19 protein-coding genes are annotated in these 23,385 nt (G+C 41.0%); 10 read left to right on the top strand and 9 right to left on the bottom strand.

Annotation, left to right across the window (positions count from 1 at the left end; all coding sequences use genetic code 11):
- Nucleotides 1-222 precede the first annotated feature (222 nt).
- On the top strand, nucleotides 223-1,998 hold the full coding sequence (locus G7B20_RS03425) for a hypothetical protein (protein WP_164108637.1): 1,776 nt from the start codon (nucleotides 223-225) through the stop codon (nucleotides 1,996-1,998).
- A gap of 35 nt (nucleotides 1,999-2,033) precedes the next feature.
- Here the strand turns inward: G7B20_RS03425 and G7B20_RS03430 are convergent, their stop codons facing one another.
- From G7B20_RS03430 to G7B20_RS03440, 3 genes are all read right to left on the bottom strand, one after another.
- Nucleotides 2,034-2,933 carry a class I SAM-dependent methyltransferase gene (locus G7B20_RS03430; protein ID WP_164108638.1) on the bottom strand — a complete coding sequence of 300 codons (900 nt, stop codon included), beginning with the start codon at nucleotides 2,931-2,933 and terminating at the stop codon, nucleotides 2,034-2,036.
- A 43-nt stretch (nucleotides 2,934-2,976) separates the two neighbouring features.
- Nucleotides 2,977-3,732 carry an ABC transporter ATP-binding protein gene (locus G7B20_RS03435; protein ID WP_164109061.1) on the bottom strand — a complete coding sequence of 252 codons (756 nt, stop codon included), beginning with the start codon at nucleotides 3,730-3,732 and terminating at the stop codon, nucleotides 2,977-2,979.
- Nucleotides 3,733-3,798: 66 nt separating this feature from the next.
- Nucleotides 3,799-4,533 carry an MlaE family ABC transporter permease gene (locus tag G7B20_RS03440; protein WP_164108639.1) on the bottom strand — a complete coding sequence of 245 codons (735 nt, stop codon included), beginning with the start codon at nucleotides 4,531-4,533 and terminating at the stop codon, nucleotides 3,799-3,801.
- A 216-nt stretch (nucleotides 4,534-4,749) separates the two neighbouring features.
- Between G7B20_RS03440 and G7B20_RS03445 the strand changes: the two genes are divergently transcribed.
- On the top strand, nucleotides 4,750-5,658 hold the full coding sequence (locus tag G7B20_RS03445) for a LiaI-LiaF-like domain-containing protein (RefSeq protein ID WP_164108640.1): 909 nt from the start codon (nucleotides 4,750-4,752) through the stop codon (nucleotides 5,656-5,658).
- A gap of 29 nt (nucleotides 5,659-5,687) precedes the next feature.
- On the top strand, nucleotides 5,688-7,694 hold the full coding sequence (gene ispG, locus G7B20_RS03450; RefSeq protein WP_164108641.1) for a (E)-4-hydroxy-3-methylbut-2-enyl-diphosphate synthase: 2,007 nt from the start codon (nucleotides 5,688-5,690) through the stop codon (nucleotides 7,692-7,694).
- Here ispG and G7B20_RS03455 read toward each other — a convergent pair.
- Nucleotides 7,654-8,907, bottom strand: coding sequence for an MFS transporter (locus tag G7B20_RS03455; RefSeq protein WP_164108642.1), 1,254 nt, complete (start codon nucleotides 8,905-8,907; stop codon nucleotides 7,654-7,656). The genes ispG and G7B20_RS03455 overlap by 41 nt on opposite strands.
- A gap of 174 nt (nucleotides 8,908-9,081) precedes the next feature.
- Here G7B20_RS03455 and fsa point away from each other — a divergent pair, with 174 nt between their 5' ends.
- The 3 genes from fsa to rnr all read left to right on the top strand — a co-directional run bounded on the left by fsa (nucleotide 9,082) and on the right by rnr (nucleotide 13,295).
- Entirely contained in the window at nucleotides 9,082-9,741 is a 660-nt protein-coding gene (gene fsa / locus G7B20_RS03460; RefSeq protein WP_079645082.1) for a fructose-6-phosphate aldolase, read from the top strand.
- Nucleotides 9,742-10,089: 348 nt separating this feature from the next.
- Nucleotides 10,090-10,551: a Fur family transcriptional regulator gene (locus G7B20_RS03465; RefSeq protein WP_164108643.1), complete on the top strand. Its 462-nt coding sequence runs from the start codon at nucleotides 10,090-10,092 to the stop codon at nucleotides 10,549-10,551.
- Nucleotides 10,552-11,165: 614 nt separating this feature from the next.
- Nucleotides 11,166-13,295 (top strand): ribonuclease R, encoded by a 2,130-nt coding sequence (gene rnr, locus G7B20_RS03470; protein ID WP_164108644.1) that lies wholly within the window; start codon nucleotides 11,166-11,168, stop codon nucleotides 13,293-13,295.
- A gap of 77 nt (nucleotides 13,296-13,372) precedes the next feature.
- Here rnr and G7B20_RS03475 read toward each other — a convergent pair whose 3' ends face one another.
- The 3 genes from G7B20_RS03475 to G7B20_RS03485 form a co-directional block, all read right to left on the bottom strand.
- Nucleotides 13,373-14,536: a TIGR03364 family FAD-dependent oxidoreductase gene (locus G7B20_RS03475; RefSeq protein WP_164108645.1), complete on the bottom strand. Its 1,164-nt coding sequence runs from the start codon at nucleotides 14,534-14,536 to the stop codon at nucleotides 13,373-13,375.
- 36 nt (nucleotides 14,537-14,572) lie between these two features.
- Entirely contained in the window at nucleotides 14,573-15,889 is a 1,317-nt protein-coding gene (locus G7B20_RS03480; RefSeq protein ID WP_164108646.1) for a DUF5690 family protein, read from the bottom strand.
- A gap of 187 nt (nucleotides 15,890-16,076) precedes the next feature.
- Nucleotides 16,077-16,658, bottom strand: coding sequence for a helix-turn-helix domain-containing protein (locus G7B20_RS03485; RefSeq protein ID WP_164108647.1), 582 nt, complete (start codon nucleotides 16,656-16,658; stop codon nucleotides 16,077-16,079).
- Between the two features lie 174 nt (nucleotides 16,659-16,832).
- On the opposite strand from G7B20_RS03485, the gene G7B20_RS03490 reads away from it, so the two are divergent.
- From G7B20_RS03490 to G7B20_RS03505, 4 genes are read left to right on the top strand one after another with little or no spacing between them, the layout of a single operon-like run.
- Complete coding sequence (locus G7B20_RS03490; protein ID WP_164108648.1) at nucleotides 16,833-17,933, top strand: zinc-binding dehydrogenase; 1,101 nt, start codon at nucleotides 16,833-16,835, stop codon at nucleotides 17,931-17,933.
- A complete protein-coding gene (locus G7B20_RS03495) occupies nucleotides 17,933-19,180 on the top strand; it encodes an MFS transporter (RefSeq protein WP_240465974.1) in 1,248 nt (415 codons plus the stop codon). The genes G7B20_RS03490 and G7B20_RS03495 overlap by 1 nt, the downstream gene beginning before the upstream one ends.
- Nucleotides 19,173-19,907 carry an HAD family hydrolase gene (locus G7B20_RS03500; RefSeq protein WP_164108649.1) on the top strand — a complete coding sequence of 245 codons (735 nt, stop codon included), beginning with the start codon at nucleotides 19,173-19,175 and terminating at the stop codon, nucleotides 19,905-19,907. The genes G7B20_RS03495 and G7B20_RS03500 overlap by 8 nt, the downstream gene beginning before the upstream one ends.
- Before the next feature lie 23 nt (nucleotides 19,908-19,930).
- Complete coding sequence (locus G7B20_RS03505) at nucleotides 19,931-20,917, top strand: metallophosphoesterase family protein (protein ID WP_164108650.1); 987 nt, start codon at nucleotides 19,931-19,933, stop codon at nucleotides 20,915-20,917.
- A 142-nt stretch (nucleotides 20,918-21,059) separates the two neighbouring features.
- Here G7B20_RS03505 and G7B20_RS03510 read toward each other — a convergent pair whose 3' ends face one another.
- Together G7B20_RS03510 and G7B20_RS03515 are read right to left on the bottom strand one after the other, a co-directional pair.
- Entirely contained in the window at nucleotides 21,060-22,517 is a 1,458-nt protein-coding gene (locus G7B20_RS03510; RefSeq protein WP_240465975.1) for a c-type cytochrome domain-containing protein, read from the bottom strand.
- A complete protein-coding gene (locus G7B20_RS03515) occupies nucleotides 22,466-23,353 on the bottom strand; it encodes a sugar phosphate isomerase/epimerase family protein (RefSeq protein WP_164108651.1) in 888 nt (295 codons plus the stop codon). Before G7B20_RS03515 ends, G7B20_RS03510 begins: the two co-directional genes overlap by 52 nt.
- Between the last annotated feature and the right edge of the window lie 32 nt (nucleotides 23,354-23,385).

Here is a 23,385-nt window from a genome sequence, read left to right on the forward strand (position 1 = left end):
GTATATTTCCCATTTTCAGCGCTACCCTACTCTTCCTCTTTACCCGACAACGAATAGACGCTATCTCCTTGGCATAGAACCTTCCGATCGATTCGATGAACAGTTTACTTCTCGTAAAAATAAGTCAAAGTCGCTAAAAGTGATAAATTACACCTTTTTTAATGGTGTGCAACATTTTTTATTCCACCAATTTTATGGCTCTTTGCATATCAAAAGATCGCAATGGAACACACTTTTCATATCCCTGTACTTGGTCTAGCTTTTTCTATAGATAGTCCGCTTAAAGTCGCTCAATTCGGTATAGCTTCTGTCATGTCTATCGTAGACGACGAGCTCGTCGAGCGTATGCGAGAATACTACGCAAAAAAACATTTTCTACCCTACATCCCTATTGGCCCCAAAGCTACAGACAGTCGTTCACTACGAATAACAGCCTATCTTGACCTCGTACAGGAGATCGTGAAAAAACAGATACAGCAACTTCGCACTGCAGATCTGGATCACAGTACAGATCTGCAAAAGTATTTCGAGCTCCTCCCAGAGACCTCAAGTGTCAAAAAGATATATAGTGACTACCTCCAAGAGATAGAACCCAACAAGAAAGCTCACCTTAAAGCGACTTTAATGATGAACGTACAACCGGGAGATATTAATGTCAATATTATGTCCAAGGTTGATAAAATCAATACAGACGCGGCAGGAAATGTTCTAGATCATCTATATTCCGATGCGAGTGCTGCATTACGCGGATTTGCCATGAGCAATCTTCAGGGCGGTCTGGTCCTTTCTGCGGGTATGAACCCCAGACTATACAGTTATCTAGGCGAATTACCGCAATTCATTCCAAACAAAAAAGGAGAGTTTCAGAAACGAGTCATTCTAAAAGTATCGGATTATCGGTCTGCTCTTATACAAGCTAAATTTCTAGCAAAAAAGGGCGTATGGGTTTCGGAATTCCGCGTCGAATCTGGACTTAACTGCGGAGGTCATGCTTTTGCCACCGAAGGGCTTCTGTTAGGCCCTATACTTGAGGAATTCAAAACAAACGGCCCGGCGTTACAGCTCGAACTAAGCAGTATCTACGCCGATAGCTTAAAGGCAAAAGGTCATGTACTCGATAACTATCCTCAGATACGTATCACGGCGCAAGGGGGAATAGGAACAGCTGCCGAACAAAGCTTTTTATTGAGTCATTATGGATTAGCCGCTACGGGCTGGGGATCTCCATTCCTTTTAGTTCCCGAAGCGACAACAGTAGACGATCAGACTTTACAGGCACTAGCCTCTGCCCAGAAAGAAGATTTTTATACCAGCGGGGCATCACCATTAGGAGTACCGTTTAACAATTTCAAAAAAAGCTCAGCTGAATTAAACAGACTACAACGCATACAGAAAGGACGTCCAGGCGCTCCCTGCACCAAGAAATACCTGATCTCAAATGCAGAATATTCAGATGAACCGATCTGTACCGCATCACGCATCTACCAATATACCAAATTAAAAGAACTGGAAATCTTTGAAGGAGAAACCTCCGATTACCAAAAAAAACTAGAAGAAATCACCGAAAAAACATGCCTTTGTGAAGGGCTAGCCACTTCAGCCTACCTAAAATATGATATATTACAAAAAAAAGAAGATGATGCCGTAGCTATCTGCCCGGGTCCAAACACCGCTTACTTCAACAGTATCTACAGCCTACAGGATATGGTGGATCATATCTACGGGCGTAAGAATCTGTTGGCCAGTTCGGATAGGCCATCTTTATTCATCAACGAGTTGAATCTCTACATCGAATACCTCGAGCAATACCTGCGGGATAACGAGTTGCGCATGGATGATAAAAAAGAAAAGTTTGCTGCTCGATTTAAGAAAGAACTAAACTCGGGTATTGCCTATTATAACAAAATAGCAGAGCAGCTTTTCCCAACAGACCTGGCCCAACGAAACACCTTCACCCAACAATTGGTCGATGGACAAATAAAACTAACGGCATTGTAAAAAAGAAAGAGGCAGTTTTTAATTGCCTCTTTCTTTTATTTAAATTTCCTGAATTTCCCAAACACACCGAGAGGCAGTTTAGGACCTGCTGTCGCCTGCAGATACAGTTCTCCTATCTCCAAGTTTTCCACCTTCGGAAAAGACGCCCTAATCAGATTCTCCACGATAACCGAAGAAAAGCCCAAGGAATAGGTATTCAAGATTAGAAAATGCTCTTCCGGATCCAAAAGCTGAACCACATCACGCATCATCTCCATAATGTGATCTTCTAACTTCCATTTTTCCCCTTTAGGTCCATGCCCATAAGCAGGCGGATCCAATATAATACCATTGTATTTATTCCCACGCTTTAATTCTCTTTTAACAAATTTCAAAGCGTCTTCCACTACCCAGCGAATATCCGAAACACCGGAAAGCTCTTGATTTTCATTGGCCCAGGTTACGACCTGTTTGATAGAATCGACGTGTGTCGTATCAGCACCGGCCGCTCTCGCGATTAAAGAAGCTCCACCTGTGTAGGCGAAAAGGTTCAACACTTTGGGGTTGGGTGTTTTGAATGACTTTACACTTTCCGAAATATAATCCCAATTTACGGCCTGTTCCGGAAATATCCCTACATGTTTGAATGAAGTCAACCCCAATCGAAACTTGATCGCAACATCATTATTCTTGTAGCTGATATGCCAGCGATCAGCTATTTTGGGATTCTTTTTCATCCACTCTCCACTGGTTGCAGACCTACCTTTAAACTTTATGTGGTGCGTTTTATTCCATTCCGAATCGCCTAATACCTTAGGCCAAACAGCCTGTGGTTCAGGGCGAATCAAGAGCAAATCACCAAAACGTTCTAATTTTTCGAAATCACCGCAATCAACCAACTCGTAATCTTTCCAGTGCTGCGGTGTTAATAATTGTATGTTCGTAGTTGTAGACAAAATACTAATATTTAATTTGGAGCAAAGGTAAACAAAAGTCCCATTATTTTATGACCTCTCTTGCAGCCTTCATTAAAGGACTCGCAAAGACAAAATCATTTAGCTCCTTGGTTGTCGAATTTAACATGTCCTGACTCGATCCTTCCCAAAACTTCTGCCCTTGATGCAAAAATAGAATATACTGACCGATTCCCATGACAGAGTTCATATCGTGCGTCACAACAATAGTGGTACAGTCATACTCTTGGGTAAGCTCCTGGATCAATTCATCAATTAATATCGCTGTTGCAGGATCTAACCCAGAGTTGGGCTCATCACAAAAAAGGTATTTCGGACTCATACTGATCGCCCGGGCTATCCCCACCCTCTTTTTCATGCCGCCCGAAAGCTCAGCTGGATAAAGCCTATTTTTACCCGCCAAGTTGACACGTTCCAAACAAAAATTAGCACGGTCTACCTTTTCCGCCCTACTCATATCCGAAAACATATCTAACGTAAATATGATATTCTGTTCGACAGTCATAGAATCAAAAAGCGCCGAATTCTGAAAAAGCATTCCGATCTCCTTTCTTATCGGCACTTTCTCCTCAAAGTCCATCGCTGTAAATTCTTCCTTATCAAAAAAAACCTTCCCCTGCTCCGGCGTATGCAATCCGACAATACATTTCAACAATGTACTCTTGCCCGAACCCGAGCCTCCAATAATGAGGCTCACCTTACCCGGTTCAAAAACCGCATCTATCCCCTTCAACACCACATTATCACCAAATGCTTTATGAATATTCTGAATTTCAATCATATTTTTCTTATTGAACTTGCCTATTCGCAAATTTGCGAATCTGCGTATTTGCATCATCGCGAATTCTTAAAGCATCAACGCAGTAATGATATAATCGCTTGCCAATATTGCGATACAACCGATGACGACTGCGTGTGTTCCTGCTTGTCCAACTTCTAATGCACCGCCACGCACGTGAAATCCTTTATGAGCAGGCACTGTCGTAATGATAAAACCGTAAAAAAAAGCTTTTACCATAGCCACTACAATAGTGAATCCATTGAATCCCCCCTGAATCCCCATGATATATTCATTAGCAGTCACTGCACCGGTTAGCGCACCTCCCAAAAGCCCGCCGACGATAGCACAAAAAATAGCTACAGTAACCAAAACTGGGACCATAACAACACCGGCAATCAATTTCGGTAATATGAGGTATCCCGCCGCATTAATCCCCATGATCTCCAAAGCATCAATCTGTTCGGTGACCCGCATAGATCCGATTTGAGAAGATATTGAAGATCCCACTTTACCCATCAAAACCAATGCTGATATCGTAGGGCCTAACTCCAAAATATTAGAATCCCTATTAATCTGACCGATGACTGAGCTCGGAATCAAATCGGACACCAACTGAAATGCAATCTGCATCGTCATTACCGCACCGATAAAAGTAGAAATGATAACGATCAGTCCCACTGAGCCAACTCCAATCTCGTTCATCTCGTGTAGAGTCTCCCGCCAATAAATCTTCCACTTTTCAGGTCTTTTAAACACCTTCTTTAGCAAAAGTACATACTCTCCAAAATGATAAAAAAACATATGTTGCTGTTTACTATTTATGCTAAAATACATATTAATAGCAAAAAAGTTCATTTCTTTTATCCTAATTTATTCAACCGGTCATTCCATTCACCGACAAAACCTTTTGATTTACCGATTTTTCTAAATCGATAGCCTGATTCTATGGGTAAAGTTGGAAATAGCACAGTACATTTGTAGCAAATAACAAAGTTAAATACTATATTTATTCACGATATGAAAGGGAAAATTTCAACAGGCATATGGTTTATATTTTTTGGGATCATAGCTCTACTTCATAATTTTGATGTGATTAACTTTAATTTCTGGGCTATTCTTCCTTATTGGCCGCTATTAGTAATAGCACTTGGAGCTAACCTGATTTTCCAACAGCGTCCCTATGGAACATTGATTCTCAGCGTGATCAATATTGTATTATGTATTTTCTTAGGCTATAAAGGACTGACCTCTACAGAACGCTTTAACTTAGGAGATAAAATCAATTACAGTACCAACAGCGATACTATTGGAACGAATTCATCTATAAATACGCCCTTTATCAAGGGCACAGAAACAGCTTCATTAGAGTTTAACGTAGGTGCATCAGCCACCATCTTAGACACAGTCCATTCTTCCCAACTACTGGAGGCATCTACTCCAAATGGGAATATTGGTTTAAAATTAGTAACTAGAGGAGATAGCCTCTCCCCCGAATTAGAACTTAATTCTGTCGTAAAACACAATAATAATAACAATAACAAAATACATCTAGGTCTCCACAGCTCGCCTATCTGGGATTTATCCATCAATATGGGTGCAGCAAGCTTTACAGGTGATTTTAGGAATCATAAAGTGGATAAGATGGAAATCAACGCAGGGGCGGCATCCATAAACATGACATTTGGCTTACCGCAAACCAAGACATCGGTAATCGAAATAAATAGCGCGGCTTCTAGTTGTAAAATAAGTATTCCAAAAGATGCTGCTTGTAGATTAGAAATGGAAAGCATTCTAACTTCTAAAAAATTCGAGGGCTTTCACAAAAAAGAAAATGCCCAACAAACCGAAAATTACGACACCGCCGAAAAGAAGTACCTGATCAAGATTACCGGCGCTGCTAATTCTCTAAACATAAGTAGATATTAACCCTACAAATACCTAACTTTGTCCTTACGATGAAGGCAAACACAAAGTTGATATTACCGGGAGGTTATTGCAATTCGAAACTCGAATATTCACGATTCAAAACGAGAGAAGTAAATATAGGTGACATTCCTATGGGCGGGGACAACCCGATCCGCATACAGAGCATGACTACCATCGATACGATGGATACATTAGGTTCTGTGGAGCAAACCATCCGAATGGTAGATGCAGGCTGTGAATATGTACGCATCACTGCTCCGAGCATCAAAGAAGCCGAAAATTTAGCAAACATCAAACGTGAACTTCGGGCACGAGGCTATCAAGTTCCTCTGGTAGCCGACATACATTTCACCCCCAATGCAGCCGAAGTAGCGGCTCGCATTGTCGAAAAGGTACGGGTCAATCCAGGCAACTACGCCGACAAGAAAAAATTTGATCAAATTGACTACACGGATACAGCCTATCAGGCTGAACTGGAACGGATACACAAAAAATTTGCTCCACTAGTCCGTATCTGTAAGGAATACGGTACAGCAATGCGTATCGGCACCAACCACGGATCACTATCAGACCGGATAATGAGTCGTTATGGTGATACCCCGGAGGGCATGGTCGAGTCTGCTATGGAATTTATGCGTATATGCGAAGATTTGAATTATTACAATCTTGTCGTATCCATGAAATCTTCCAATCCACAGGTCATGGTACAGGCCTACCGTTTACTTGTCGAGCGAATGGTAGCCGAGGGAATGAATTATCCTTTACATTTGGGCGTCACTGAAGCCGGTGATGGCGAAGATGGGCGTATCAAGTCTGCTGTCGGCATAGGCACTCTCCTAGAAGATGGATTGGGCGATACCGTACGCGTATCATTGACAGAAGAACCCGAAAAAGAAGCACCGGTAGCAATTGCTTTAGTAAATCGCTATTCGAAAAGAGAACAAGAAATAAAGGCACAAGAACAACACCCAATTCTTGTCTTCTCTGCTGCTACGGAAACTATTCCTTACACCTCAAAAGAAGTCAACACATTCGTAGGAGGATCTTTGGTTCCACGTATTATCGTAGATATTTCGGACAAAAACCTAAAAGACCCTTTTATCTTGTCGGATGTAGGTTACCGATACGATCTCATCAACGACAAATACCATATGGGCGATCAGTCTGTAGATTTCGTATACCTGGGCGACCAGCTGCCCTCATTTACGATGCCAGGCAACCTGAAGCAGTTATACAACTACCCTACTTGGCGCCAACTGACAAACAGAACAAACGTTCACCCGATATTCACCCTAGAAGAATTTAACGCAGCTGGCTCCAAAGATCCGGTGTTAAATATCATACGGATCAGCAACGAACTCTTGCAGTCAACACATTTCGAATTACTGCAATTAGACGATAGTATTGTTTTTCTACTGGAGACTAGCCATCTACATGGGATGGCAGATCAACGTCAGTTTTTCGCAAACTTACAGGAAATAGGTATTGATACTCCGATTATCCTACAACGCAGCTATGCTACCGCAGATTTTTCTGGTCCGATTGGTGACGTTATGAATCCCGAAGAACCCATCTCTAAATTGCAGCTGTATGCAGCTACCGATTTTGGAGCTTTATTGGTAGACGGGTTAGGTTCCGGTATCTGGATTGATGCCAAATCCGTTCCTACAGATAAATTATCTTCTATTTCATTTGGCATACTTCAAGCCACACGATCACGAATTTCTAAGACAGAGTATATCTCCTGCCCTAGTTGTGGTCGTACCCTTTTTGATCTGCAGGAAACTACCCAAATGATTCGCAGCAGAACAAACCACCTCAAAGGCCTCAAGATAGCCATCATGGGTTGCATCGTTAACGGCCCAGGAGAAATGGCCGATGCCGACTACGGATATGTAGGCGCGGGACCGGACAAAATAACGCTGTATAGAAGCAAAGAAGTTGTCAAGAAAAACGTCAGTTCGGTCAATGCTCTTGACGAGCTGATAGAAATCATCAAGAATGACGGCCTTTGGGTAGCGGAAGAGGAAATTTAAACAGACGTCTATGTATATGCTGCCGGAGATAGATATAAAAGCCCAGTGCTATCATAACTCCTGCAGCTCCCATTAAATACAAGGTATATTTAATTCCCACGCCTTCTGCAACGGCACCTATAAGAAGACTTCCGATAGGAAAAACCCCTTGAAATGCCATAACATAATAAGACATAATTCGCGCTCGATATGTGGGAATGGCATGTGTCTGAATATAGGTATTGATACTCGAATTCTGCATCATCATCGCAAAAGATACAGCAACAGTAAATAGCAATGCGGAAACCAGATAATGCGCATAAGCGAGTAATAAAAGAGCAATCCCCATGATCAAAGCAGAAAATAAGACCCGATAACGCAGATTTTCACCAGACTTCAACCGAGCCATATTAATTGCTCCAATCATAGCTCCTAACCCTGCAGCGCTTTCAAACCAAGAAAAAGTACGTTCGTCACCGGCAAACAGATCTTTAGCGACAGCGGGTAATAAAGAGGTGTAAGGAATCACCAAAAAACTAGAACAAACCATTATTATGATAAGCGACGCTATATGCGGAGAGCGCTTTAAATAATCAAACCCATCTTTCATTCCTTGCCAATTGGACAATTGCTTTGTGTGGGGGAAATAAGATTCTTCAATGCGCATTAAAGACAAGGTAAATAGGACTGGAATAAAACTTAAGAAATTAATAAAGAAACAAATCAACTCACCATATGTACTCAAAAGAATCCCTCCGATAGCCGGTCCTACCATTCGTGCTGCATTAAAAACAGAGGAATTAAGCGCAATGGCATTGGGCAAATCTTTTTTGTGATCTACCAAGGAAACCAACAAGGCCTGCCTGGACACCACATCAAAAGCATTGATAACGCCTTGTGCAAAACCCAATGCACAAAGCCAATACACAGACACCCAATCGATATAAACTACGGTGGTGAGTAAGGCAGCCTGTATCATTAAAAGCACCTGAGTAACAACGACCAGCTTGTACTTAGAACGTACATCCACAAAGCTTCCGATGAAAAGAGAAAACAGCAAGGAAGGTGACAACGAAATAAAAGAGACAAATCCCAGCCAAAATACAGAATCTGTGAGCTTATAAACCAACCAGCTTATGGCTATACGTTGCATCCAGGTGCCCAACAGAGAAATAGACTGACCTATAGTATGTAGCCTAAAATTGGGGTAGTGAAGCGACCTGAAAATATCCATATGAACAATATACTTAAATCGATGGAGTGAAACCTAATTCGTGAGACATTATGACCTTGAGAAAACGTAGTCTTCTCAAAAAACTCTAAAGAATTAACTACCTTTGTAACAGCTAAAACAAGAGATCGTTTTTAGACACTGACAATAATTTGTAAACAATAATCAATCAAAAACATGAAATTTTTTATAGACACGGCTAATTTAGCACAGATTAAAGAAGCACAAGATCTAGGTGTATTAGACGGTGTAACGACTAATCCAAGCTTAATGGCTAAAGAAGGAATCAGTGGAGACGAGAACGTAATCAATCACTACAAAGCAATCTGCGACATCGTGGACGGCGACGTCAGCGCAGAGGTTATTTCTACCGATTACGAAGGCATGATTAAAGAAGGCGAGGCTCTTGCAGCTTTAGATAGCAAAATTGTTGTCAAAGTGCCTATGATCAAAGATGGTATTAAAGCCATCAAATACTTCAGCAAGAAAGGTATCAAAACAAACTGTACACTGGTATTCTCTGCTGGTCAGGCTTTATTGGCGGCTAAAGCAGGAGCAACTTACGTATCCCCATTTATCGGGCGTCTCGACGACATTTCTGTCGATGGACTGGGCTTGATCGAAGAGATAAGATTAATTTATGACAACTATGGTTTCACTACACAAATCTTAGCGGCATCGGTACGTCATAGCGCACATATACTAGGCTGTGCTAAGATCGGAGCTGACGTCATGACTGGCCCATTATCGGCGATCACAGCACTTTTGAAACACCCATTAACAGATAGCGGTCTTGCCCAATTTTTAGCAGACCATGCTAAGGCTTCTGGCAAATAATAGGTATTGTTCCAATTGTGACCCAACATCGTCATTTTGAGCGAAACGAAGTGTAGTCGAGAAACCTCAAAGAGCTCTGAGAAGCAAATCTAGAAACTCTAACTCTTAGATTCCGCCTCGCTTCAATCGGAATGACGTTGAGAAAACTTTCATGATCCGCCAGCTGGCAAATCGCCAACAGACATGAAAGTTCTTGATGGCCATTAAACCGAGCGAAGAGAGCTCATGGATGCCTTGAAGAGTCGAGTCGAATCAATAAAACATACACTTTCAGAAAAAAAAAATTTGAGTTTACTCTTTAAGACAGCCATTGAACCAAACGAAAAAACACATACCAAGACAGGCAAAATGAGTATTGAAAAAAAACAGGTAAAAGACATTACAATCAACGAAGAATTTGTGGACATTTTAAGAAGAAATAAACTTAAAATAACCCAACCACGTCTACGCGTTTTAGAAATTATTTCCGAAAAAAAGTCTGCCATATCCCAACCCGAGTTAGAGAAAATTGTAGGCAAAGATATCGATCGAGTAACCCTCTACCGTATCCTTGGAAGCTTCGATGAGAAGGGAATTCTGCACAAGGTTTTTGATCTTAACGGCACAGCAACCTACGCCATCTGTTCAACCAAATGCACAGCCCACCACCACCACGACCAGCACATACATTTTATCTGTTCGGTTTGCAACAGTGTGTACTGTCTCGACGAAGTCAGCATTCCCAAAATTACCCTTCCCAATAATTTTGCACTGCATTCCATAGCTATAAATGCTGTAGGTCTGTGTGACAAATGTAGCAGCAACGCATAATACCTTGCTGCTTACATTTTCCTTTCCCAATACCCTTACTCTAAATAAAACCTCCACTCAGATACGTTAATTTCCATTATTTCCATCCGCTAAATCCCCTTACCATCTTTTTCAGCATTAGTCCGAAAACAGGAGTTCAAAAGAGAAAAAACAAGCTAAAAACAAGCTAAAAAACAAACAACACAAAATTAGCAAACAAATAATTAAACATCTAACAATAAGATTATTATAACCAACTAAATATATCAAAAATATAACTAAAAAATATTAGCAAAAAACCTTTAAAACAGGTAAAAAGACAAAAACAACCTTAACTCCCTTAGTTAGCCTACACCAAAACCATTGAATTTTAGCTAAATAAAATTAAGAAACTAATTATCAAGTAATTCATAACGCTAAAACAAACAATAAATTAATAAAGAATATTTTAAAAATAAAAATCTTCTTGTTTCCTCAAACTCCCGCATCATTTTTGTATATTTCCTATATATTTCAAGAGAGAGTACCACGGGCATCCGTAAAGAATTGTTCTGCCCATTTACACGACTCCCCTTTGATATAATAAAGCGAACCTAGTCCAACTAGAGGCTTCAGTACTTACAACAGAAAAACGAATGAAATCAAAAAAAGAAAATCCCTACAAGGAAGTTTTAACCCAACTGATTATTGATGTTTTTGAAAAATCGGGGAACCCACATCTCAACTATAAACAGGTAGCTTCAAAGCTGAATGTAACAGATACCGATGCTAAAGTAGCCATTGCCGACATCCTTAGCGACACTTCCAAAAGCAGTCCTTTCGCTCAACCTGAAAGAGGCAAATTTAAGCTACGTCAACTACAGGTCTACGTCACCGGAAAAGTAGACATGACGGCGGATGGGTCAGCCTATATCGTCCCTCAAGATGAGTTCGAAAACGACATCTTTGTAGCTCCTCGAAAACTACGACAGGCACTACACGGAGACCTGGTAAAAGTGCATGTATACGAGCGAAAAAAAGGACGCAAAAGAGAAGGCGAAGTTGTCGAAATATTGCAGCGTGCAAAGACAGATTTTACAGGTACAATAGACATCTCTCAGAGCTATGCTTTCTTCCTGCCTGATGACCGAAAAATGCTCCACGATATCTTTATCCCTTTAGACAGTTTGAACGGAGCGAAAGACGGAGAAAAGGTATTAGTTACCATTATCGAATGGCCAAAAAACGCAAAAAATCCGATAGGTAAAGTCAAGACAGTATTAGGTGTCAAAGGTGAAAATAACACTGAGATGAATGCCATCCTTGCAGACTACGGTTTTCCATTACAGTTTCCCAAGGAAGTGGACGATGCTGCAAATGCGATCCCCGAAGAAATCAGTAAAGAAGAGATTGCCAAACGTAGAGATTTTAGGGATACGCTTACATTCACCATTGACCCCGCCGATGCCAAAGACTTTGACGATGCCATATCATTCAAAACATTAGAAAATGGAAATTATGAAATCGGCGTACATATTGCAGATGTATCCTATTACGTAACCCCAGAAAGTATTCTTGACAAAGAAGCTTTCGAGAGGGCAACATCTGTCTACCTGGTGGACCGGGTAATCCCCATGCTGCCCGAACGCTTATCCAATAATTTATGCTCTCTACGTCCGAATGAAGATAAGTTATGCTTTTCTGCTGTATTTGAGATGGACGAAAAAGCAAATATTATCGATCAATGGTTCGGCCGTACTATCATACACTCAGACCGAAGATTCAGCTACGAAGAGGCCCAAGAAATCATTGAAAATAAAGCCGGAGACTTTGTTTCCGAAATTTTGAAATTGAATGAATTGGCCCATATACTTCGCGATCGTAAATTTAAAAATGGAGCAATAAGTTTTGAAAGTGAGGAGGTCAAATTCCATCTTGACGAAAATGGGAAGCCGTTGGGTGTATACACCAAAATTAGAAAAGATGCTCACAAATTGATTGAAGACTTTATGTTATTGGCCAACCGAAAGGTAGCCGAATATATAGGCAAACAAGGAAAAGGAAAAAATAAGCTTGGATTTGTTTATCGTTTTCACGATACCCCCAACCCAGAGACACTAACGAGCTTTTCTCAATTTGCATCTCGATTTGGGCACCGACTGACCATAAAATCAGACAAAGAAACAGCAAAATCATTAAATGCTCTAATGACCAAAATTGAAGGTAGTAAAGAGCAGAACTTACTGACTTCCCTTGCTGTCAGATCGATGGCAAAAGCAATCTATACCACAAAACAGTCATCGCATTACGGTTTAGCATTCGACTACTACACGCACTTTACCTCCCCTATACGTCGCTACCCCGATGTCATGGTGCATCGTCTACTCCAATTTTACTTGGATGGAGGCACAAAAGTCAATGTAGAGCATTACGAAAAGATGGCCGAACATTCTTCACAAATGGAGAAAAAGGCAGCTGAAGCAGAACGCGCCTCCATAAAATATAAACAAGCAGAATTCCTACAAGATCAGGTAGGCGTCGAATATACAGGGCTTGTCTCGGGAGTTACCGAGTGGGGAATGTATGTCGAAATTCAGGAGAACAAGTGTGAAGGAATGGTACGCTTACGCGACATCACGGACGATTTCTATACGCTTGATGAAAAGAACTTTGCAATCATTGGGCAACGAAAGAAAAAAGTATATCAACTGGGGGATACTGTACAGATTAAAGTCAAGAAAGTTGATCTAGAGAAAAGACAGATAGACTTTACTTTATTAAGCTAACAAGTAAGGCATTTTTTGCACTGCCCCAAAAAATTTAGACACTTTATGGGGTAGTGCATTTCGCAAGCATCTTTGGCTTATATATTAAAAATAATCTTTTCAATACTCTTCTCCGCATAACCGGCACTAGCCGTCATCCCTTTCCCTCCTATCCCCGTACGAACATGTATACGCTCCGACACATCGATTTCAAAAATCTGCTTATCGTGCTGCGCATAATAACCGGCCCAAGTTGACTCGATCATACTTTCATCTACTGGCATGATTCTATTCGCTTCCGCCAGCATCAGCCTATTGATCGTATTATTAATAGAAAAACCAAGGTCGTCGATCTGACTGCCTAAAGCATACTCGTGCGAGTCGCCTATAATGATACTGCCATCTACCGCCTGCTTAAAAAGAATATGCACCCCCCATTTGCGCAATTCTTCATAGTGTGTGGGAACAGGTATGGTATGGAAAGACGGACAATAAGCTTCAAAACTCTCGTACCGACGTACGGTAAGTCCGGTGAGAATATTCCCCGGCATCCTCAAATGCGGCAGAGGCTTGGTACGCATCATCTGCAATTTACTCACTTTCAAACCGCTGTCTTCAAAAAGATCTCTAAACAACAATTTAAACTCATAACCATTACAAATCACCACCTTATCCGCATCGAAACTTTCGCCTTTGCTGGATCTTAGAGAAACAGTATCTCCCACCTCTTCACAGCCCACAATTGCGGTATCGTAACGCAAGGTATAATTGTAAAATTTCCCTTTCAGGTAATCGTGAATCTTCCTGATCATTAAATCCGGTTCTGCACTGAGTTCCTGCTTAAATACAATAGCTTCTTTCACATACCCCCCATTCAACATAGGATAAGCTTTTAGAACCTGCTCTTTAGACCAAATTTCGTGGGCATAACCTACCTGCTGATAATGTGCGCTCAATTCGTGAATAACCTGTACTTCATCCTGATCTGAAGCAATGTAGATGCTGCCATTGTTACGGATGGATATATCCGTCTCCCGCTGTATGGATTGATAAATGTCCAATCCTCTTACCCCGTATCCAAACCATTCTCCAGCCATGCCGGACGGTACGACCTGTCCAAAATTACGAACCGTAGATCCCTGCGGGTAATTGTCTTTCTCGACATGCAGTACGCGAAGGCCTTTTACCAAGGCATGATAGGCATGGAATGTACCCAACACCCCTCCTCCCACAACTATAAGATCATATTTCTTGTATTTCATCAACTCTATATTTATTACATTTTTAAAAATCTAAGATCATCCCCATAACAAAACCCGCGTTTTGGGACGCCGCACTTTTACAGGAGATTTCTGTTTGCGAACAAAATAAATCAGCGAAAGAACAGACAAAATGCCCCCTATACAAGATGCAAAGAACACCAGCTGTATAAAATACCCTCCCCAGCTCAGCGTATTGGGCAGCATCTCTTTATTGATCATAATAACAAAACTACCTAAGTAACCTATAGAGTCCGCTAGATACATAACAAATCCCGCATTGCTCTTCACCTTAAAGGTAGCTATCATCCGTTCAAAAAAGATGGCATTGTAGGGTATATAAGCCATGTACAACCCCAGTCCCACTAACAACATCCAAGTAAGACCATCCAGCAGATGAAGAGTATAGAAATACGTAGAAAGGCCGGAAATAAGGAACCCCGCTATAATCTGTAGGTGAATCAATTTAAATGCCTTCAGATTGTCTTTTACAAGGATAAGCATCGAAATCATAAACAGCACAATTAGGGCTATAGCCCCATCGACCTTCGCATAAATACCATTATCCTTAATATGCAACATGTTCCAGATTTCTATCTCAAAATTATCTCTCACATCGCGAAGTATAGTCAATAACATATAAACAAGCACCGTCAGTACGATCCCTGGCATAAAACGTTTCAGAAACTTTTTACGCATCTTTCCGTCCATAGCGACACGTTCTGTTCTTAAACGCTTATCGGCAGAGGTCGGTTCAGGAGCCATTCCTAATACCCAAACGCACAATAGAAAAGGCACAAAAAACAACAATCCGGTGCAAAAAGGCATCCAATACTCCGTGACAGCAAAGGAACTCATCAACCAACGGCCTACTGTCTTAATCAAGCCCGAAGCAAAGATTAAACTCACAGCCATAACAGCCCCCATAATCTCCGTAAAACGCCTTCCTTCCAAATAAGAAAAAACCAAGCCCCAAATCATTCCCAATGGAAATCCGTTAAAAAACATGAATACGATATTCCAAGGTTTAGATACCAATGCAAACAGAAATAGACTAAACCAAGAGATCAAAATAAGTACCACTAAATAACGCGCTCTATTTTTATTTTTACTCTCAGCGATAAATCGAATGCCATAAAATTTGCTTAACATGTATCCCAACATTTGAACAATTACAAGCCATACCTTAAAACTGATTCCTAATAGTTGTTCATCCGCAAATCCCGCTGCTGTAAAGGCCTTCCGAAAAGAGTACATACTCGTATAACAAAAGAAAGCCGCCAATGCAAGAACAATTGCGACAGATCGTTCATCTAAACCTGTAAACCTTTTTTTTAGAGTATGCTTCAGTGACATAACCGTATACTTATTGGTAAAAAATCTTATTAAGCAACCAAAAGTATAGTTATGCTATTAACAAAACACTAAACTAGAGTTAAGTATTTGTAAACAATAATAACAATATATTTTAGCATTTGTAAAACACTAAAAAAGCCCTAAACGGATCGTTTAGGGCTTTGATTATAAATTCTAAGTCCATTTTCTATTTAAGCTTCTGGTCAAAAAAATAGACAATAAGCATCAAGGCCTTGTGCTCACCAATATTTCTAGGTGTGTGTGCGAGTCTCCCATTAAAGAAAATTGAATCACCTTCTTCCAATACAATGACTTGATCGTCGAATACATACTCAACCTTACCGCTGATTATATATTTATACTCATAAGCCTCTGTCTCAACCATAGGGCGACTGGCATCTGGCAACAGTTCCAACAACACAATATCCAATGTTGAACTGTCTATGGAGGTAGTAAAAATACGTTTATAGTAAAAACCTAATGCTTGCTCCTTTTCAAATGCTGTATAGGAATCCTTCTTACGGACAATAATCGGCCCCGAGTCTTCATCCGAATTAAAATCTTTAAAAAACTCATTAAGGTCTATTTCGAGCGATTTTATAATATTGATCAAGACCAAAAGAGAAGGAATCGTCCTGTTGTTTTCAATCTGGGAAATCAAACCTTTACTAACTCCTGCCCGATCTGCCAGCTCCTGAATAGTAATACCTTTCTCTTTACGTATCTCCTTCAGCTTTTGACTTATCTTAAATAATGTATTGTCTTCCATGTTACTCTTCAAAAATAGGTAAATATATCCGCTAATTAATATTAATTTATTAAAGCAGATTTCGTACAAATATCTCCACCCCCATAAAACTTAATAATAAATTAACGCTATAAAAATATAGCATAAATAAACTTTGTTTAGTATTGCAAAACATATGTATATTTATACAATGATATGAAAGAACAAGGCACTTATTACATATTCCACAAGGCATTTCAACCTTTAGAAAAGGTTGAAATGCCCCTGCCGGACCTCCGAGAGAACGAAATTTTAGTAAACATCAGCTACGCCACGCTCTGTGGCAGTGACCTACATACTTATTGTGGCTTTAGACAAGAGCCATGCCCAACCATATTAGGCCACGAGATTGTTGGCGTAATTGAGCAGATTTCTCCAAGTCATAGCGGTGTGGACGCTATCGGAACACGGCTTCATATAGGAGATCTCGTGACTTGGACCGTATTTGCCAGCGACCCGAACACGACCAATTATCAGGCTGAAACTCCTCAGAAAAACTCTGATCTTTATAAATATGGTCATCGGCAGATAACAGCCGAAGATAGTTTTCATGGAGGACTAGCTTCGCACATCATCTTACGGCCACACACCTGTCTGAGAGTATTACCCCAGGAAATCCCATTAGGCATAGCGGCCACGATCAACTGTGCTATAGCAACCTCAGCAGGCGCCATCCGTCTTACGGAATCGGTCGCTAACAAAAACGTACATATTGCTGGGATAGGACTACTCGGGCTTGTCGCGATCGCCATGTGTAAAGAAATGGGTGCACATCATATCGTTGCTTCGGATATAAACGAAGATAGGCTGAAACTCGCTAAAGAGTTTGGAGCTACACATACGCTAAACCTGAAACAACAGGACTCTGACACAGTACTAAAAAAGCTTTCTATAGACTGCTTTATAGATATGAGCGGATCCCCTGATGCGATGGAACTTGGTGTGGATACGCTACAACTACATGGCAAAGCTGTATTTGTTGGAGCCGTATTCAACCAACGTAAGACAGGTATTGATGCCGAACAGATGATACGAAAAATGCTTACGATCAAAGGTCTGCATAATTACAACTATACGGATTTCTCCAATGCGGTGGATTTTATTGTTAAACACTGGAAGAAATACCCTTTCAAGTCATTAATTGAACGCGACTTTCCACTATCCAATATCAACGAAGCTATCCAGTTTGCAATAACAAACAAACCGATACGTGCCGGTCTATATATGTCTCACCCACCCGTGAAAACCGAAGAATAATGGGCACTGCATTTAGAAAAGACCAGTGGAAGATGCTATTTGTAACCATGTTCTGTTACTTATTCTTCTACACAGGACGACATAACTTTGGCTGGGCTGCGAAAGGGATTGCTGAAGAGCTCGACATCAGTTTTCAACAGGTAGGTTGGATCAGTTTTGCGATGCTGATGGGCTATGCCATCGGTCAGCTGATCAACGGAAACCTTGCGGATCGACTTAGCCCCAAGACGATGATCATTACAGGGGGTGGTCTTTCCATACTGTGCAATCTCTCCATCAGTTTTGCAGATAGCTACACGGCAATACTCTTATTATGGACATTGAATGGATATTTCCAGTCTATGGCCTGGGGAGCCGGAGGTCGATTAATATCCAATTGGTGGAGCAGCGACGAACGGGGAAAAGCATTTGGCTTTTATACCATGGCAGCAGGAAGTTCCTCTGTCCTCACATTTTTGATGGCTCTTGTATTAGTTCATCAAGATCAGAGTTGGCGAACTTTATTCCGCTACCCTATTCTATTTTTAGCGGGGGCACTTTTATTATTTCTATTTCTGGCATATAGTCATCCTAAACACCAAGGATACACCCCCCTTGAAGAGGATGAATCGGAATCAACTGCGACCACTCAAAACTGGAAGGAAGCCTACAAAGCCGTATTTCGGAACCAAAATTTTATGATCGCCTCTGTAGCGATAGGCTTTCAAAGTATGGCGCGATACGGTCTCATATTTTGGGTACCTATACATTTCCTTGGAAATGATTATAAACAATCGAGTGGCAACCTATGGCTTACCCTCCTCATTCCTATTGGCATGGCTCTTGGCGCAGTTTCATTTGGTTATATCTCGGACATCCTGTTCAAAAAAAACAGGAGCAAGTCGATACGTGCGGGTATGTTGATCAGCTGTGTCATTGCAGTACTTATATACCTCGTTCCGATCGAAAACCACCTTATGATGGGGGTACTCATGTTTGCCTCAGGCTTTTTTGTATACGGACCCCAAGCCAATTTTTGGACACTGAGTCCTGACTTACTGGGCACCAAACTGGTCGGAACAGGGATAGGCATTATGAATATGTTTGCCTATGTATTTGCTGCTGTGGGTGAACCTTTATTTGGTAAACTAATTGACTACACAGGAGATACAGCTAATATTTTTTTATTTGTAGCTCTTATCTGCGCCCTTTGTGCATGTATCATATCATTTGTTAAAATTAAAGAATCCATAAATAATCATGAGTAAAGTAAAATTAGCCATCTTTGATATGGCTGGAACAACGGTCCAAGATGAACGTGAAGTTGAAAAGTGTTTTTATGATGCGATAAAAGCTACCCATCTGAATGTATCAAGGGAAAAGATTAATAGCATGATGGGCTGGTCGAAAATCCTTGTATTTGAGACCATATGGAAAGAAGAAATCGGTGAAGATCATCCGGATTATTCGAAAAAGGTCCAAGAATCCTACAATTATTTCACCAAGACACTGGAAGAGCACTACGAAACCGTTGGCGCCAAGCCTTATGAGGGCGTATTGGAGGTATTCGACTACTGTAGATCAAACGGGATCAAAGTAGCGCTGACAACAGGTTTTTACCGAAAGGTAACCGATATCATCTTAGAAAAACTGGGGTGGGACAAAGGATTAAACAGCGACTATACCTGCTTAGCGAACAGCAACGAAAATATCATTAACTGCTCTATCGCCAGCAGCGATGTAGAACAGGGACGACCAGCACCGGATATGATCCATTTGGCTATGAAAAAATGTGGTATTGAAGACCCGAAACAGGTAATCAACCTGGGTGACACCCCCTCTGACCTTCAGTCGGCAGAGGCTGCTAACGTACTGTATTCTATAGGTTCTCTATATGGCACGCATAGTCATGAAGAGCTACAAAGCTATAAACATGATCAGTTCATTTCGAAGCCAATCGAAATGATTGATATCATCAAAAAACTAAGTGAATAAGAGTTTAAATAGCATATTACACCATGATAAACCGAAAAAGCTTCATCAAGATCGGCACCCTAGGGGTGTCCGGTCTTTTTTTTAAAAATAGCCTAGCATCATCTCTGAATGAGATTGATCACACTATAAAAAAGAAGGGCCTAAAGTTCGGCGTAATCACCGATTTACATTACGATTTGATGCATGATGCGGGGGAGCGTGCAGAAGCATTTATCAGTGCCATGAACCAGGAGCAACCCGATTTCATTATAAGCCTTGGCGACTTCTGTGTGCCAAAAACACAGAACCAACCGCTAATGGATACCTGGAATAAATTTAAAGGCGAAAAGCACTATGTACTGGGCAATCATGACACCGACGGAGGCTTTACAAAAGATCAGGCCCTGCGTTTTTGGAATATCAATCGCCCATACTATTCCTTTGACAAAGAAGACTTTCATTTTGTAATTTTAGATGGTAACGAGAAGCCTGTTAATTCTAAACTTCAAGGATATCCAAGAACTATTGACAAAAAACAACTTGCGTGGCTTAAGGAAGACCTACAAAAGACCAATTTGAGAACTGTTATTTTCTGTCATCAAGGACTAGACAATACCAACAATGGTTTGGACAATGGGATGGAAGTCCGCTACCTGTTTGAACAGATTAATCAGCAAGCTGGGTTTAACAAAATTATTCTTGTCTTGACTGGTCATCATCATTCCAATTATCACAACACCATTAATAATATTCATTACGTACAAATTAACAGTTCTTCCTACTACTGGGTGGACGAGTCTTACAAGAGTACTGCATTTACTGAAGATTTCTACAAAAAACACCCCATACTCCGTCATACCATCGTATATGAAGACCCGATATGGGCCATTGTGGAAATTGATGGTAAAAACAAAATAAAGATTAATGGCAAGAAAAGTAGATTCGCTGGCGACGATCAGACAGCACCATCAGGTATAGCAGATACCTATCCAATCACTGCCGAAATCGATAATCGAGAGCTAAGTTATTAGTGACGCACGCAAAGAGCCTCGTTTGGCGGTCTCTTTGCTTCTCAATCCTGCATCAGACCGCTTCTTCCCCATCGAACATATACATTATGTTTTTATCTGCCCTAAAAAATATGAGTCTCCTGTACCGTAAAAATACAGAACACTAGTATTTCATCGTGTCTGAGTTTAAAAAAGGAAGTTGATACTTTCCCGAATCCACATACAATTCCACAGCTTTTAAATCTTCAACTCCCTTAGCCGTCACCTTAGTCTGATAAGCATAAATTTGCTTTAAACCTTGTAACTGTCCGAGATGGCTAAGCCCTTTATCGGAAATAACTGTCCCAAACAAATTAATATAGCGCAGCGATTTGCTTGCTTTAAGCAAAGCAAGTCCTTCATCAGACAATTTTGTATGTTCCAAATGAAGCTTCCGCAGATAAGGCATTTTTACAACATTCGCCATAGCCGCATCGGTTACGGCTGTTCGCGCCAGTTTGAGCTGTACAATATTATCTTTTATCAGCAAAAGTTCCTCTAAATCCTTATCTGAAAATTCTGGATAATTGATCGCATTTATGGCAACGTAAGGACTATTAACCGCAACGGGCAATACTTTGATCCCTTTTGCTTGAAGATTTCGGACAAATTCTTCGGGCAGATCATTTCCTTCAGGAAGATCGGCGTATTCCAACTGTTCGGTCTCATTTCCACCCTGTTCCAGTTGTGCTAATAGTGTTTTTATTTCAGGAGATTGATTTGTTTGATTCACCTTCTTTGTAAAACTGGCTCCTTCGGTAATCCACCAACCGATCAACTTGATCTGTTCGGCGGTAATCGGAGTCCTACCTTTAGGAGGCATACGCTTCTCATGACCTATTGGTAGCACCAATCTAGCATACAACTCGCTTTCGGGCATCTTTCCTGGTTTTAGTACGACGCCACCGTCTCCCCCCTTTAAAAGAAATTCCTGACTGTGTATTGCCAGGCCACCTTCTTTCTTTCTCTCTCCATGACAAGAGGCACAGCGCTGCATCAAAATCGGTGCTATTATCTCCTGATATAAAGCCGCCTCCTGAACATTCTCAATTTTAGCCATTTGGAATTCCTCACTTTTTAGGCCCAACATATCCTTTATCACTGTAGGGATTGCCTCTTTAAAATACCCTTCGCCGTGTGTCAGCGTCCCTCCGAAATGACCAGTCACCCCTATTAGTAGAAACAGTACACTGAATACCAAAAACCGATAATTCCGTTTCTTTCGGTACATCCAATATACGGATACCGAAATAACCGCAACTGCTATCCCCAACCATTGATGAAAATCTAAAGTTTGTTGTTCGTATCCACCTCGCAAGGACAGTAGGTATCCCGCAATACTGGCTAAAATAGCAGTCATACTCCCGAAAAATAACACTACTGGAATAGCAACATGTATCTCTTTATATTTCTCTCTTTTGGCGAGAACAGCCATAAAAAAAGCTACAACCAACATACCTATGGGAAGATGCACCAACAATGGATGGGCTCGGCCGATAAATTCGCCTAACTCTTCAAAAAACTGTCCCATTATTTGTATCGCGCTCGTAAAAGTTTCAACATGGATACGTTTTGTTGCCATTGACTGCTCACAGGTTGCTGGGTATAGGGCAACGTGGGCAGATAACCGGCAGGGCCAAACTCGGTCGTAATAGTTAGGGTCCCGCGCCCCTTTTCTTTGTGCAACTGCACTATTCTATCCCACCAAGCTAAGTGCTGTTCCAACGTGCTTTTCCACTCTGGAGCCGTAAAATCGTTGACTTGAGGGCCCTGAGGATGTCCAACACGTGCGTGTATATGCCCGGTACGTTGAAGTGCTAATTCTACCGTCTCTTTCTGGTCACTCAATAGGGACTCGTGAACATTACACCAATGCGAGATATCCAAAGCAAGGCTAAGTGCGGGAAGCTCTTCCAAAAACCGCTTGGTAACATGGGCTGCAAAACTAAAGCGGCCACGATGTGTCTCATGGTAGATAGGCAGATTATTCAACTTACTGAGCTTACTTGCAGCATCGATCAATGTACTATTCTGTTGAAACGTATAATAATCTTTGCCGGTATGACAATTGATATAATCTGGTTTGACACGAATAGCCGTTTCAATATTCTTCACAAAACTATCGTGATATTCCTGAAATGATCGTCCACCCCCACCGCATAGCAAGCCAAGTGACAATTCATATCGTTTTAAGGCCTCCAACATGTCACTACGTTCGGTATCTGTTCCGGGCAGCCAGGTCTCTACTCCATCAAATCCGGCATCCTTTACCTTGGCACAAAACACATCCCAGCTATCTGTCATTCCCCAGTTTGTGCAATAGATTTTAATTTTTAATCCCCCATTCGACTGTGCACTACCCGCCATTGTATTGACCAACAATAACAACCATAATATAGAATATCGTATCCTCTTCATATATGTATTAAATTCCTTAACGTTAAATAAAC

The sequence above is a fragment of the Sphingobacterium sp. xlx-96 genome, assembly GCF_011007365.1.
GTDB classification, from domain to species: Bacteria; Bacteroidota; Bacteroidia; order Sphingobacteriales; family Sphingobacteriaceae; genus Sphingobacterium; species Sphingobacterium luzhongxinii.